The sequence below is a fragment of the Bacillus cereus group sp. MYBKT14-1 genome (assembly GCF_051915185.1).
GTDB lineage: Bacteria > Bacillota > Bacilli > Bacillales > Bacillaceae_G > Bacillus_A > Bacillus_A cereus.
The window spans coordinates 663,876-677,365 of the sequence record NZ_JBQAEF010000001.1 but is presented as its reverse complement, the minus strand read 5'-3'; the positions used below and the strand labels follow the sequence as shown (position 1 = coordinate 677,365).

Here is a 13,490-nt window from a genome sequence, read left to right as displayed (position 1 = left end):
ATAGCATAAACAAGTGATATAACCATTGCTAATGCAACTAAATTTGCACCCGCTATTCCGCCTAGACTACCTGCTGATGTTCTGAACTCTTTTAAAGAGTGGTGTACCAATTAAATCTCCACCACCTTATTAATAAAAAGCTTCTACTAAGGAACTCGCAATAGCTACACTTGCTAATCATATCGTTTAGCTAAAAAGTGAAAAAGACTTATGACAAATAATAGTAATATCTTTCCTATTATAATTCTCGTGTTACTCTCTCATGATTTAGTCAACTTCACTTGTTACGATAATGACTAAAATACATGCGACTTATCATAAATTATAATCTGCCCTCATTATAGCTTGTTTTTTATAAAACGCTTACTTTTGTTGAATTTTAAAAGTTCTGAATAAAAGTCCATTTCTGCTATTTGTATCACTTGTATGTCATCTGACTTATATAACAGTTTTTCTAAATAATCATTATTTCGTATTTTTATCCTATATATTCAAAGCATCCTAATTTTCTGTATCATCCAAGTATAAGTATAAAATAATAACAGTTTTATTTTTAAATTTTTTTAGACATAAAAAAATGGTAACCCGCCGTTACCATTTTTTACAAAATTATTATTTTTCTACTGGGAATGATTTCAAATCTGTCGCTATTTCTGTATTAGAAAACAACTCTCTAGCCTCTTTCAATAATTCCTTATATGTATCTCCTTGATAGCGAGAACTAATGTGAGTTAATATTAGTCGCTTCGCATTTGCCTGAAGTGCAATGCTCGCAGCTTGCTTAGATGTAGAATGAAAATAATCATACGCTTGTTGCTCATCTTCTGCTGCGAAAGTCGCTTCATGGACAAGTACATCTGCATCTTGCGCAAGCTCCCTACTCGCTTCGCAATATCGCGTATCACCTAAGATAGTAATAATTCTTCCTTTTTGAGGTGGGCCGATAAACTCATTTCCATTTAATATCGTGCCATCCTCTAATTCAACTACTTCACCATCTTTTAAACGTTTAAAGATTGGACCTGGTTTCACACCCATCTCAAGCAACTTATCAACTAAAAGAGCACCTTGTATATCTTTCTCTACAATACGATATCCAAAGCATTCTATACCGTGTGACAATCTTTTCGTTTCTACATAAAATTCATTATCTTCAAATACGGTACCTTCTTCTGTTATCTCCACAACTTCAAGTGGATATTTCACATGTGTCGTACTTACCGATAATGCCACTTCAATAAATTGTTTAATTCCTTTCGGTCCATACACCGTTAAAGGCGTAGTTCCTCCTTGAAATGAACGGCTACCTAATAAACCAGGCAATCCAAAAATATGATCGCCATGTAAATGCGTAATAAATATTTTTTCAATGCGGCGCGGACGTACAGATGTATGTAATATTTGATGTTGCGTGGCCTCGCCACAATCAAATAACCAAGTTTGTCCTCGTTCTTCTAACAATTGTAAAGCAATTGCTGAAACGTTCCTTCCTTTTGAAGGAACACCTGCACCAGTTCCTAAAAATACAAATTCCACTTTCTTTCCTCCAGCTCTAAATATACTCTATCTCTCATCTTACGGAATGTTATTTCAAATGGCAAATTGAATTTACATAACCAAACATCTAGACAACTATATAACACGAACGTTATACTCAAAAAATTTAGCTATCGTTCGTGTTTTGTGTTAAAATAATTATACTACATTTTAAGGGAGCGTTTTATTATGAAAGAAGTATTTCGTTTACAAACTGATTTTTCATCTTCATTTGATCGCTGGGTAAGTTCTTTCGTGTCTGATCACCCAGCACAATTAGAATGGACAACTTTAAAGGAATTAATCCATGAATATACAACATCACATACAAATGATACGTTACCAGCATATATTTCTTCAGCTTTAACATATTACGCCCAACGTGTTTCAACTACAAACAGTTCAGAGATTGTTATTTTTGAAAATCCTACAATCTCGTAATCTATAATAAAAAAGCACTGTAACCAGTGCTTTTTTATTTATACTTATTTAACAAATGATCATATTCCGTCCAAAAGTCTGTATACATACTTTGATCAAACTCATCTAAAATTATCTTTTCACTTGATTTATTGAATAATTCTTTTGCTCGTAGCGCAAAAGAAACAATTTGTTTTCTATTTTTGATTCTCAATATTTATAATAAAATTTTTTGGTACCATTACAAATTCCCCTTTTATAAAAATATTTATTTTCCATATTATTCATAATCAATATCATACATTTCATCCCACATATCTATTATAAATCCGTTTAATATTTTAAAAAACACAGATAAAAAGATATTGACACTACAATTTTACAGTGCTAACATTCAACATGTAATTGAATATGGTCTCTGTTAGGTGAGGCTCCTGTATAGAGAAACGCTGCTGCCCAAAAATGTCGAGAGACGCCAATGGGTCAACAGGAAAGGTCGGAATGAAGGCCTTTTTTAATGTAGCTGGTTTCAGTACCTATGCTATACAGTGCTAAAACTCAACGAGGGAGAGGTGCATGTATTTTGTCATACACAAAAACTGTTTTTATTTATGTCTACTAACAGTCTTTGTTGTGGACTCTTTTAACTGCGAATTCAGACCTTTACTCGTTTTGAGTAAAGGTCTTTTTACGTCTATATGCACCTTACTATGAAACAAACATAGCATATTCAGAAACTACTAAATTGTACGGAGGTGAGGAACAGTTGGCAATTGATGATTCGGCCCAGATACCCATACGTTTTACATTCATATTTCATCATGTAGGTAGGAAAGAAACTGTTCCTCACCATTTCAAATAGTTAGGTAACAGATTGTTTCCTCCTTCATGACAGAGGAGGAACTACCGATGTTTAATTTACAAAGACAAGAAACAAAGCATGCTTATGAGCAAGATAGCATGAAAACAAATAACGAATTATTAGTGGAGGTTGCAACACAAGATGTAAGCTCTGCATTAAAACTTTTAGAAACAACACAAGATGGATTATCTAAACAAGAAGCGTCTCGTAGACTTTCTTTATATGGTCCGAACGAAATAGCTCATAATAAAATGGCACCATGGTACATTCAATTTCTGTCGGCATTTAAAAATCCATTTATTTTCGTTTTATTAGCTCTTGGAGCACTCTCCTTTTTCACGGATGATATGCAAGGAACAATTGTCGTATCTGCAATGGTACTACTTAGTGCAACAATTCGGTTTTCCCAAGAATTTCGTTCTCAAAAAGCTGCTGATAATTTAAAAGCTATGGTTCGAACAACTGCAAGCGTATTTAGAATAAATGGATTTGTACATGAAACAAAAAATGTAACGAATTTAAATCGAAATTACACAACAGAAATTCCAATTGAGGAACTTGTACCTGGCGATATCATTTCCCTTTCAGCCGGTGATATCGTTCCAGCTGATGTGCGTATTGTATCCGCTAAAGATTTATTTGTTAATCAATCTTCTTTAACAGGGGAAGCACTTCCTGTAGAAAAATACGAACACTGCTACCATACAGAAAATAAGCATATCTTACCGACAAACATGAAAAAAATTACAATCCACTCGATATGGAAAACCTTTGTTTCATGGGAACAAATATTGTAAGTGGTAGCGCAAAAGCTGTTGTCATCTCAACAAGTACCGATACGTATTTCGGCTCTTTAGCCAATAAGGTAATTGGAAAGCGTGTAGAAACAAGCTTTGATAAAGGTGTAAACAAAGTAAGCTGGCTCTTAATTACATTCATGCTTATTATAGCAATCGGGATTTATATTCCATTCTCACCACTTGGTGCAGCCGTTGGTTTACAAGCATTGCCACTTAACTATTTCCCTTGGTTAGTAGGAATACTATTAGGCTACGCTTTTTTAACACAATTCCTGAAAAAGCTTTATATTAAAAAGTTTCATAGCTGGTTGTAAAAATAAGAATGAGTGGGTATCCCCCGCTCATTCTAAAAAACATAACACATATTATATATGGAGGTGACCATGATGGTATGGTACGACATTGTATTCAGGTTAGTTATAGCAATTATTGTAGGAGCTTGCATTGGAATAGAAAGACAATGGAGACACCGAATGGCTGGGTTACGGACAAATGCTCTCGTATCACTTGGTGCCTGTATAATAGGAAAGGTGTCATGATTTTACTACTTCATGACACCTTCTACATAAACTTATTTTCTAACTTTTGTTGAAACGACTTCTCTTGCTTACGTAGTAGTTGACTACCTCGTTGTAAAATCGGTGTTCCATACTTATCGTTAATTTGATCAATAACAGCAAGTAGTGGTTCTTTTTTCACATCCTCTTCAAATGAAAATAAATCTAATTGTTTCACCGATTCTGTCTTCCACTCTATTTCAGTAGCTGTAACACCTAGTAAACGAACGGAATCACCATCCCAATGTTGCTTCCATAAACGGGATGCTGCTTGAAAAATATCGCGTTCTTCCCAAATTGCATTTTTCAATTGCTTACTCCGTGTTACTGTTCGCCTATCATGGTATTTAATCATAATTTGAATATTATAGCTGACAAGGGTTCGCTTTTGTAATCTTTTACTCACTGATTTTGATAACCGTTCTAACATATCAAGTAATTCTTTCTCTTCATCCATATCCTTTGAAAAAGTCATCGAGTTACCGACACTTTTATGTTGGCCCATTTGACTCGGATCCACTTCCCTATCATCCGTACCTTTTGCACGCTTTTGTAAATCAATACCGTGCTTGCCAATTTTAGCGCGAATGATATGCTCGTCTCCCTTCGCTAACTGTTCAATTGTATGTATATGAATTTCATTTAATTTTTCAGCTGTTTTTTCTCCAATCCCATGCATTGCTTCAACTGAAAGTGGCCAAATCATTTCTGGAATATCACGTTTTCGAAGTACGGTAATACCGAGAGGTTTTTTCATATCAGAAGCTGTTTTTGCTAGGAAAAGATTTGGAGCGATTCCGATACTACACGGAAGCTGCAACTCTGTTAATAGTGCTTGTTGAATCATCTTTGCTATTTCAAGAGGCGAACCAAGTGCGTAGCAATCTGTAATATCTAAATATCCTTCATCTATTGAGACTGGTTGTATCTTTTCTGTAAAACGAGAAAGGACTTGAAACATTTGAAATGAAGCTTCGCGATATAATGTGAAATTAGGACGCCTTACAACTAATTGCGGGCATAACCTTTTCGCTTCCCAAAGGGGCATCGTCGTACGTATTCCGTATTCTCTCGCCTCATAACTACATGTTATAATAATTCCTTTTCTCTCTTTTTCATTTCCAGCAACCGCTAATGGCTTTCCTTGTAATGATGGATCATGAGCAATTTCAACAGATGCGAAAAAGCAATTCATATCTACATGTAAAATAACACGACCATTTTTCGGATACATTTCTCGCATAGTACTCACTCCCTAATCAGAACGTTCGTTCTTTTATTATATCAAATTTTGCACAATAGTTATAATAATTACTTGTTCTTTTTTATAATCGATATAAATCGAAACTTTAATCAACTCTCACTAATCGGACTTTTACGGGCAGCAGGGTCCCCACCTAACTTCTTTACTTTCGCTGAATTTTGAGGTAGGGGTCTTACTGTCCGGCAAATAGCGGGATAAACTCAACTATACATTCCTTGTAGTTATATTAATCATTGCAATTAATTATTTACTACTTCCGATTTTCAATATGAATACGTTAAGGTTATTCCCTCGTCTAGTACATGTAGCAACAACGTATATACTTCCATAGTTTTTCTTATATTCGCTTATACGTCTTGTCAAAGCAATCGAATCAAAATAAAAAGCGTGTAAATCATAATTGATTTACACGCTTTTTCTATTCCATTACTTCGCTACTTCTTCAATAATTGCAACAACTAATTCTGCTGTTTTTGCTAATTCTTCAACAGGAATCTTCTCGTTTGTTGTATGAATTTCTTCATAACCAACCGCTAAGTTAACTGTTGGGATACCATGTCCTGCAATTACGTTTGCATCACTTCCGCCACCACTTTGGTGAAGAGAAGGTGTACGACCAATTTTTTCAGCTGCACGTTTTGCAACTTCTACAACGTGATCGCCATCAGCAAATTTAAATCCTGGGTACATAACGTTTACTTCAACGTCTGCATGACCGCCCATTTCTTTTGCAGTTGTTTCAAATGCTTCTTTCATTTTCGCAACTTGTGCTTCCATTTTCTCATTAATTAAAGAACGAGCTTCTGCAAAGATTTGTACATGATCGCAAACGATATTCGTTTGTGTACCACCTTCAAAACGTCCAATATTTGCAGTCGTTTCAGAGTCAATGCGACCAAGTGGCATCTTCGCAATTGCTTTCGCTGCGATAGTAATTGCAGATACACCTTTCTCCGGCGCTACACCAGCGTGAGCTGTTTTCCCGCGAATAATTGCGTTCACTTTCGCTTGTGTTGGAGCTGCAACAACGATTTCACCAACTTTTCCATCGCTATCTAATGCGTAGCCATATTTCGCTGTAATACGCTCACGGTCTAATGCTTTTGCACCAACAAGACCTGATTCTTCTCCGACTGTAATAATAAATTCTATTTTACCATGAGGGATATTTTTCTCTTTTAAAACACGGATTGCTTCGAACATTGATGCTAATCCAGCTTTATCATCCGCACCTAAAATTGTTGTACCATCTGATACGATATATCCATCTTTAATAGAAGGCTTAATTCCATTACCAGGAACTACTGTATCCATATGAGAAGTAAAGTAAATTGTATCAACACCATCTTTTGTTGCTGGTAAAGTACAAATTAAGTTACCTGCACCATGACCAGTTACAGCCATTGTGTCATCTTCAAATACTTCTACACCTAAATCTGTAAATTTCTTCGTTAATACTTTGCAGATTTCTGCTTCAAATTTCGTTTCAGAATCTACTTGTACTAATTCCATAAATTCATTTACTAAACGTTCTTGATTAATCATAAGACTGCGCCTCCTGCACTACCATTATGTATGTAACACTATTAATTATAACAGAATTTCGCAAAAGTTTCGAAATACAAGACAAAAAACAGATGGTTTACATGTCTAGATAACCATCTGCTTTCTATTACTCATTTAACAATACCCAGCGCATATGATCTTCCCACACGCCATTTACCATTAACATCTTCCTAGACACGCCTTCATATTGAAAACCTATCTTCGTTACTACTTGTATAGATGCTAAATTACGAGGCATAATCGGAGCTTCTATACGATGTAACTGAAATTCCCCAAAAGCAACTTGAATTGCTTTTCTAAGCGCTTCTGTCGTATACCCTTTGTTTAACTCTGCTTTATCTAATTTATAACTGAGTACACAAGATTGATAAATGCCACGAACGATTAAATTAAATGAAATACACCCAATTATTTTCGTATCATCACCCTTTTTAAAAATCCATAGTCTGATGATTTTCCCTTCTTCGAACTCTTTTCTATCCTTTTGCAACTTTTTCTTTTGATAATCTAGCGTAAAAAAATCATCCGGTCTATACTCTTCCCAAGCTTTTAAAAATTCACGATTTCTGTCGTAATATTGAAGAACTGTTTCAGCATACGACTCATCAATTTCCCTTAAGTATAAACGATCTGTTTCGTATATTTTCATCATCGTATCTCCATTCTTCAGCTTGCCCAACTAAAAATTAACAATATACCCTTTTACTATATTCTCTATACACACTCAAATTTCCTGTTATATTTTGCAATCCCCTCCCGAATTTTGTCCTCACTCTCCCCTTGTCCATAATTTCATTTCTCGTTACAATGAAATTGTACTGATTTGCAAGGAGGTATAACGATGCATAAAAAAGCTCAAAAAGTTATGGTTTATGTGATGCTGATTTCTATGCTTGTAACAACATTACTTGCTGGCGCGAGTATGTTTTGGTAAAAAGGGCGATGTGTTCGTCCTTTTTTTACTTTTTACACATGACAAAATAAACCATCTCGACATCGAGATGGTTTATTTTATATAAAACACAATCGCTACAATACTAAAGGAAAATGACATTACAAGTGCTATTACAAAACTTGTATATTGTTTCTGCTGAAATGCTCCAATAACAAAAGTTAGATTAAGTAATGCCATACATACAATCGCTACAAGATAAGAACATATATTAAAAGTTGCCAATATGAATGTAATAACAAATAGAAATCCCATAAAAAACTGCATATACGAAAGTTTTGGATTCAAGTACATATGAGCAACCCCTTTATCTAATTTTATCTTTCTATATTCTCATTAACGCACGGTTATGTACACATGTCAAGACAACTTATTATAATAGAAAAAGCCAACCTTTTCGTTGGCTTTTTCATATGCAACGGCTCCTTTTTCTTTTGCCAATTGCTGAAATGATTTTTTCGATTTCACAATCCATACTTTCGTTCCAATTGGAATGCGATCAAACAAATATTCCACATCGTTTTTCTTCATTCTTATACACCCTTGTGAAATATACTTTCCAATTGAACTCGGTTGGTTTGTTCCATGTATTCCATATTTACTTCCATCAGTTCCTCTTGCATTAAATCCAATCCACCTTGACCCAAGTGGATTTTTTGGCGACCCACCTGGAATATCCTTCGCAATATAATACGGATCCTTCGCTTTCATTACAACATCAAAAGTTCCTTCTGGAGTTAATTCATTCGTTTTCCCTGTCGCTACTGGAAAAACCTTTTGAATCTTTCCATCGTCAATGTAAGCTAATTTATTCGTTGCTTTATTTACAATAATAAAAGGATCTCCGGCACGTGGATTATCCCCAAGAGGCCAAATCGGCGATAAAGAAAGACATAATATGATAGAGAGAAGATACGGCATAGATAATTCCTACCTTCTATATAAGTTCTTTTATATTATCCTTTCCCTTAAAGCGACTTTTAATGAGTAAATATTGTTCCATTTCATACACAAGTTGAACAAGTTTCGCACGTATCTCAAATTCTTCGCGTGTAGCTGGTAATGGCATGTCTCTAAATAATCCCCTCATTTCTTGAAGCTGCCTTAAGGAAATAACGCCAGTACTCTCAGGGCTAATAGCATTACCAATGTTTTCAACAACATCTGCAATCATATCAGCTTGTTCATATGTCCATGATAAAGAAGCTGCTAGTGGTATCATTCGCTCTAAAATTTCGAATTGTTGCATACGCATATTAAAATAACGATAGTAATAATCATCTTCTCGCATAAATGCATTCTCAAGTTTTTTAAACGATAAATCTCTTGCTTCATTTAACATATTCTCGGTTTCAATGAGTTCTGCCCCACTCCAACTACTTTCTCGATTTCGTAAATACACAACCATTTCAAACAAAATCGTTTTAAAATTGCTCTCTATTTTATCCTGATACTCTTTTAGCTTATTTTCACTACTCGGCATATACATATTTACTAATAACGCCACGCTAATCCCTATCGTTAATATAGCAATTTCATTTCCAACTATAAGCCATGTAATTTGCTTCAATGAATATAGATGCATAACAATAACTGAACTCGTGACAATGCCTTCTTGAATTTTAAGCATTACTGCAGTCGGAATAAATGTAAGTAACAATATGCTAATTGCAAGTGGTGTATAGCCGATCGTTTCAAAAATACAAAACGCGAATACCATTGATAATACACAAGCTAGAAAACGATGTAACGACACTTGAAGCGATTTGCGCTTCGTATTTTGTACACATAAAATAACTAAAATACCTGCTGAACTATAAAATTCCAACCCTAATAACTGAGCAATAAAAACTGCCGCGCCTGTCCCTATTGCTGTTTTTACTGTACGGTATCCAATTTTAAACATATCATTACTCCTATATGTATAAACGTATTTACAGCTAGTATAAAAAAAGGATGACACAATGTCATCCTTTTCTACTTATTATTCACATAACCTTTTCATATTACAATATTTTTTGTAAAAATTGTTGCGCACGTTCACTTTTCGGTGCTGCAAAAAATTCTTCTGGCGCACTATCTTCTACAAGCTTTCCTCCGTCCAAGAAAAGAACACGATCTGCCACTTCTTTTGCAAAGCCCATTTCATGTGTAACGATAGCCATCGTCATTCCTGTCGTAACTAACGATTTCATAACTTCTAACACTTCTTTCACCATCTCTGGATCTAGCGCCGATGTCGGTTCATCAAATAACATAACTTCGGGTTCCATTGCTAACGCTCTTGCAATTGCTACACGTTGCTTTTGTCCTCCCGAAAGACGATTTGGATACGTATCTTTTTTATCTACTAGTCCAACCTTTTCTAAAAGTTTCTCAGCTTTCTTTTCAGCTTCTTGCTTCGTTACCCCTTTTACATTGGTAGGAGCATACGTAATATTTTCTAATACAGTCATATGAGGAAATAAGTGAAAATGTTGAAATACCATACCGACATTTTCACGAACATGCATAACATTCGTTTTCGGATTCGTTACTTCTTCCGTTCCAATCCAAATGTGACCATCCGTTGGTGCTTCTAACATATTCATACAACGTAAAAATGTTGATTTTCCTGATCCAGAAGGTCCTATAATTGCAACTACTTCCCCTTTTTCAATCGTTGTTGTAATTCCTTTTAATACTTCGTTTTTACCAAATGATTTATGAAGGTTTTCAATTTTAATCACTTTTCTTCATTCTCCCTTCAATTGCCTTCCCGACTAATGTAAGAATAATGACTAACATATAATAAATCAGTCCAACAAAAAGTAATGGTTCAAGATATTTAAATGTCTCACCGCCTACGATGTAAGCACGACGCATTAAATCAGTCGCGCCTATTACTGTTACTACAGCCGATTCTTTCGTAAGTGTCGCAAATTCGTTCACAAGCGCTGGTAATATATTTTTTAATGCTTGAGGGAAAATAATATTTCTCATCATTTTTCCGTATGGTACCCCTAAAGCCATTGCTGCTTCTGTTTGTCCTTTATCCACCGCTTGAATACCAGCACGAATTACTTCTGACATGTATGCACCTGAATTCAAGCTAAATGCAAGTACAGCAGCTAAGAATGCTGGTATTTCATAACCAATTATTTGCGGGACACCGAAATAAATAATCATTAATTGCAATACAAGGGGTGTACCACGAAAAATTGATGTATAAAAATCTGCTGCTATATTTAATGCTCGTATTCTAGCAATTTTACAAAGTGCTAATAGCGTTCCTAAAATAAATCCTGCTAAAGCTGATACTGCTACAATTTTCAAAGTAACTTCTAAACCTTTTAGTATATATGGTATCGAAGGCGTAATCGCCGAAAAATCTAAGTTCATTCTTTTCATTCCCCTCACAGAAAAGTGAAAGGCAGCTTATTTTCCGCTGCCAAACCATTTCTTCACTAATTTATCCATTTCTCCATTTTCTTGCATTTTTTTAATTACTTTATTAAATTCAGCTGTTTTATCACTGTTTTTCGGAAGGGCAATTGCTGCTCCAACTTCTTCTGGCGCTTCTTTAATTTCAACTCCTTGTAAATCTTTCATTTTCTCTAAATAATTTTTAGCAACTGTGTCTTCTATAATTGCAGCGTCAAAACGACCAGCTTTAATTTCTTGTACGATTTCTGGTATACGGTCACGTCCCTCAACCTGGAAATCTACTTGTTTTTTAAATTCTGCTACTTTCTCTTCTTGAATAGACCCTGTTTGTACTCCTACTTTTTTCCCTTTTAAATCCTCTACAGATTTAATGTTAGAATTCTTTTTAGAAACGACCATATTTTTCGCAACAAAATAAATATCTGTAAAATCAACATTATTTTTACGCTCTGCAGTTGGCGTCATGCCTGCCATTACGAAATCAACTTTTCCTGAACTAAGAGATGCTAATAAACCACCAAAATCCATATCTTTCACTTTCACTTCATACCCAAGTTCTTTTCCGATATATTTAGCAACATCAACATCAAAGCCGATAATTTCATCGCTCTTTGACGCATCTACATATTCATAAGGTTTATAATCTGCTGAAGTTCCCATTACGAGTACTTTTTTATTTCCTTTTGTTTCTTTCGATTCCCCATTACTACAAGCGCTGAATATACTTACAATTAAAATAAGTGCAAACGATATTGATACTAACTTCTTCATCTTTCTTCCCCCTAATGATGTATATTTAAAAGTTTAATAGAATATTTATTCGATGTTTGTATTGTATCAGCACTTTTATTTTTATGCAATATATAAAATAAAAATAAATAAAAAAAACAATATAAATGCTATTTTTTATGTATAAAATGATGCATAAAATAACACAACTATGCATATTCCATAAATTTTAATAATAAATAAAAAAGGCGGCACATCCACTTGATTGTGGACGTGCCGCCTTTTCTCTTATTTTTTATAGTTCTTCACAATTCTCTTCGAAATATGATTGTAGTTTCGCAATAACTTGCATCGGTTCATGACCTTCAATTTCATGACGCTCTACCATCGTTACAATTTTTCCATCTTTTAATAAAGCAAATGATGGAGAAGAAGGTGGGTACCCTTCGAAATATTCACGCGCTCTTGCTGTCGCTTCTTTATCTTGACCTGCAAACACCGTTACAAGGTGGTTAGGACGTTTATCATAATGTACGGAATGCGCAGCAGCAGGACGAGCAATACCACCTGCACAACCACATACAGAGTTTACCATTACAAGTGTTGTTCCATTTCTTTTAAACGCTTCTTCTACCGCTTCTGGCGTCGTCAATTCTGTATATCCAGCAGAGACAATCTCTTCACGCGCTTGGCGGACAACATCATTCATAAAAAAGTTAAAATTAATCACTCTTTTCCCTCCTCTAAAACTACCTATTTGTATCTTACCAGTTAATGTTTATGAAATACAAGTAAGTTTACTTGTATTTAAGTATAGAAAAGGTGTTAGAGCTCTTGCTCTAACACCTTTTCTTTAATGACCACGATGTTTTTGCTTTGCTTTTTGTACTTTCATTAAACGTCTTCTTTCTTTTTCAGCTTCTCGCTTCTCTTTAGACTGCACTTTCTTTTCTTGTTTATGCAATTCATAAGATAAACTAATCGCCTCTTGCGCCTTAGTAAAACGTTTAATATTTATTTCTTTTGCTGCTTGTCGTATGATACGCTTTATGTTTTTAGGACGCTGTTTTTCTTTAACTTCTACACCACATTTTGCAAAGTGCTGAAAATGCTCTAAAAGTGAACCATTCACAAACATAAGCACTTCTTCATCTGACGGTTCCGCCCCAAAAATATACCTCGCCCCATACAATTTCCCTTGTTCTTTACATGTAATGATTCCAACAAAAAATTGGCCATCGTGATATACTGTCAAATCCATTGACAGCCCCTCCTTTAAAAGATTAGAAATACAGGACATCCCGGAGGGGAAGGTTACTGACATGAAATCATGCGTCTGGACTACCAACCAGAACTGTGTTTTTGTATTTCTTTCACT

Annotated in this window: 14 protein-coding genes, 2 pseudogenes and 1 riboswitch; of the genes and pseudogenes, 4 read left to right on the top strand and 12 right to left on the bottom strand. The window is 34.9% G+C overall.

The features are described from left to right. Positions 1-612: 612 nt before the first annotated feature. Positions 613-1,536: a ribonuclease Z gene (gene rnz, locus ACTFO4_RS03710; protein ID WP_000397455.1), complete on the bottom strand. Its 924-nt coding sequence runs from the start codon at positions 1,534-1,536 to the stop codon at positions 613-615. A gap of 189 nt (positions 1,537-1,725) precedes the next feature. On the opposite strand from rnz, the gene ACTFO4_RS03705 reads away from it, so the two are divergent. From ACTFO4_RS03705 to ACTFO4_RS03695, 3 genes and pseudogenes are all read left to right on the top strand, one after another. Next, the gene (locus ACTFO4_RS03705; protein WP_000665709.1) at positions 1,726-1,977 is read left to right on the top strand and encodes a DUF3932 family protein; all 252 of its coding nucleotides are present in this window, start codon (positions 1,726-1,728) and stop codon (positions 1,975-1,977) included. Positions 1,978-2,366: 389 nt separating this feature from the next. Further along, positions 2,367-2,534: riboswitch (M-box (ykoK) riboswitch) on the top strand. A gap of 331 nt (positions 2,535-2,865) precedes the next feature. Next, a pseudogene (locus tag ACTFO4_RS03700) lies at positions 2,866-3,770 on the top strand (P-type ATPase); the annotation flags it as partial. A gap of 234 nt (positions 3,771-4,004) precedes the next feature. Further along, a pseudogene (locus tag ACTFO4_RS03695) lies at positions 4,005-4,139 on the top strand (MgtC/SapB family protein); the annotation flags it as partial. 40 nt (positions 4,140-4,179) lie between these two features. On the opposite strand, the gene ACTFO4_RS03690 reads toward ACTFO4_RS03695, so the two are convergent. The 3 genes from ACTFO4_RS03690 to ACTFO4_RS03680 form a co-directional block, all read right to left on the bottom strand. Then, positions 4,180-5,418: a DNA polymerase IV gene (locus tag ACTFO4_RS03690; protein ID WP_440013121.1), complete on the bottom strand. Its 1,239-nt coding sequence runs from the start codon at positions 5,416-5,418 to the stop codon at positions 4,180-4,182. Positions 5,419-5,865: 447 nt separating this feature from the next. Next, on the bottom strand, positions 5,866-6,984 hold the full coding sequence (locus tag ACTFO4_RS03685) for a tripeptidase T (protein WP_000609803.1): 1,119 nt from the start codon (positions 6,982-6,984) through the stop codon (positions 5,866-5,868). Positions 6,985-7,111: 127 nt separating this feature from the next. Then, on the bottom strand, positions 7,112-7,657 hold the full coding sequence (locus ACTFO4_RS03680; protein ID WP_001987197.1) for a GNAT family N-acetyltransferase: 546 nt from the start codon (positions 7,655-7,657) through the stop codon (positions 7,112-7,114). A gap of 189 nt (positions 7,658-7,846) precedes the next feature. Here ACTFO4_RS03680 and prli42 point away from each other — a divergent pair, with 189 nt between their 5' ends. Further along, positions 7,847-7,939: a stressosome-associated protein Prli42 gene (gene prli42 / locus ACTFO4_RS03675; RefSeq protein ID WP_000549040.1), complete on the top strand. Its 93-nt coding sequence runs from the start codon at positions 7,847-7,849 to the stop codon at positions 7,937-7,939. A gap of 72 nt (positions 7,940-8,011) precedes the next feature. On the opposite strand, the gene ACTFO4_RS03670 is transcribed toward prli42, so the two are convergent. From ACTFO4_RS03670 to ACTFO4_RS03635, 8 genes are all read right to left on the bottom strand, one after another. After that, positions 8,012-8,251 (bottom strand): DUF3894 domain-containing protein, encoded by a 240-nt coding sequence (locus tag ACTFO4_RS03670; RefSeq protein WP_000281167.1) that lies wholly within the window; start codon positions 8,249-8,251, stop codon positions 8,012-8,014. A gap of 66 nt (positions 8,252-8,317) precedes the next feature. Further along, positions 8,318-8,878 carry a L,D-transpeptidase gene (locus ACTFO4_RS03665; RefSeq protein WP_001146566.1) on the bottom strand — a complete coding sequence of 187 codons (561 nt, stop codon included), beginning with the start codon at positions 8,876-8,878 and terminating at the stop codon, positions 8,318-8,320. 16 nt (positions 8,879-8,894) lie between these two features. Beyond that, a complete protein-coding gene (locus ACTFO4_RS03660) occupies positions 8,895-9,863 on the bottom strand; it encodes an aromatic acid exporter family protein (RefSeq protein ID WP_000472673.1) in 969 nt (322 codons plus the stop codon). A 100-nt stretch (positions 9,864-9,963) separates the two neighbouring features. Beyond that, entirely contained in the window at positions 9,964-10,686 is a 723-nt protein-coding gene (locus ACTFO4_RS03655; RefSeq protein WP_000590206.1) for an amino acid ABC transporter ATP-binding protein, read from the bottom strand. Beyond that, a complete protein-coding gene (locus tag ACTFO4_RS03650; RefSeq protein ID WP_001046916.1) occupies positions 10,679-11,338 on the bottom strand; it encodes an amino acid ABC transporter permease in 660 nt (219 codons plus the stop codon). Before ACTFO4_RS03650 ends, ACTFO4_RS03655 begins: the two co-directional genes overlap by 8 nt. Before the next feature lie 36 nt (positions 11,339-11,374). Then, entirely contained in the window at positions 11,375-12,154 is a 780-nt protein-coding gene (locus ACTFO4_RS03645) for a transporter substrate-binding domain-containing protein (protein WP_061457697.1), read from the bottom strand. A 253-nt stretch (positions 12,155-12,407) separates the two neighbouring features. Continuing rightward, complete coding sequence (locus ACTFO4_RS03640) at positions 12,408-12,821, bottom strand: BrxA/BrxB family bacilliredoxin (RefSeq protein ID WP_001979317.1); 414 nt, start codon at positions 12,819-12,821, stop codon at positions 12,408-12,410. Between the two features lie 144 nt (positions 12,822-12,965). Next, complete coding sequence (locus tag ACTFO4_RS03635) at positions 12,966-13,373, bottom strand: YjdF family protein (RefSeq protein ID WP_000366599.1); 408 nt, start codon at positions 13,371-13,373, stop codon at positions 12,966-12,968. Positions 13,374-13,490 lie beyond the last annotated feature (117 nt).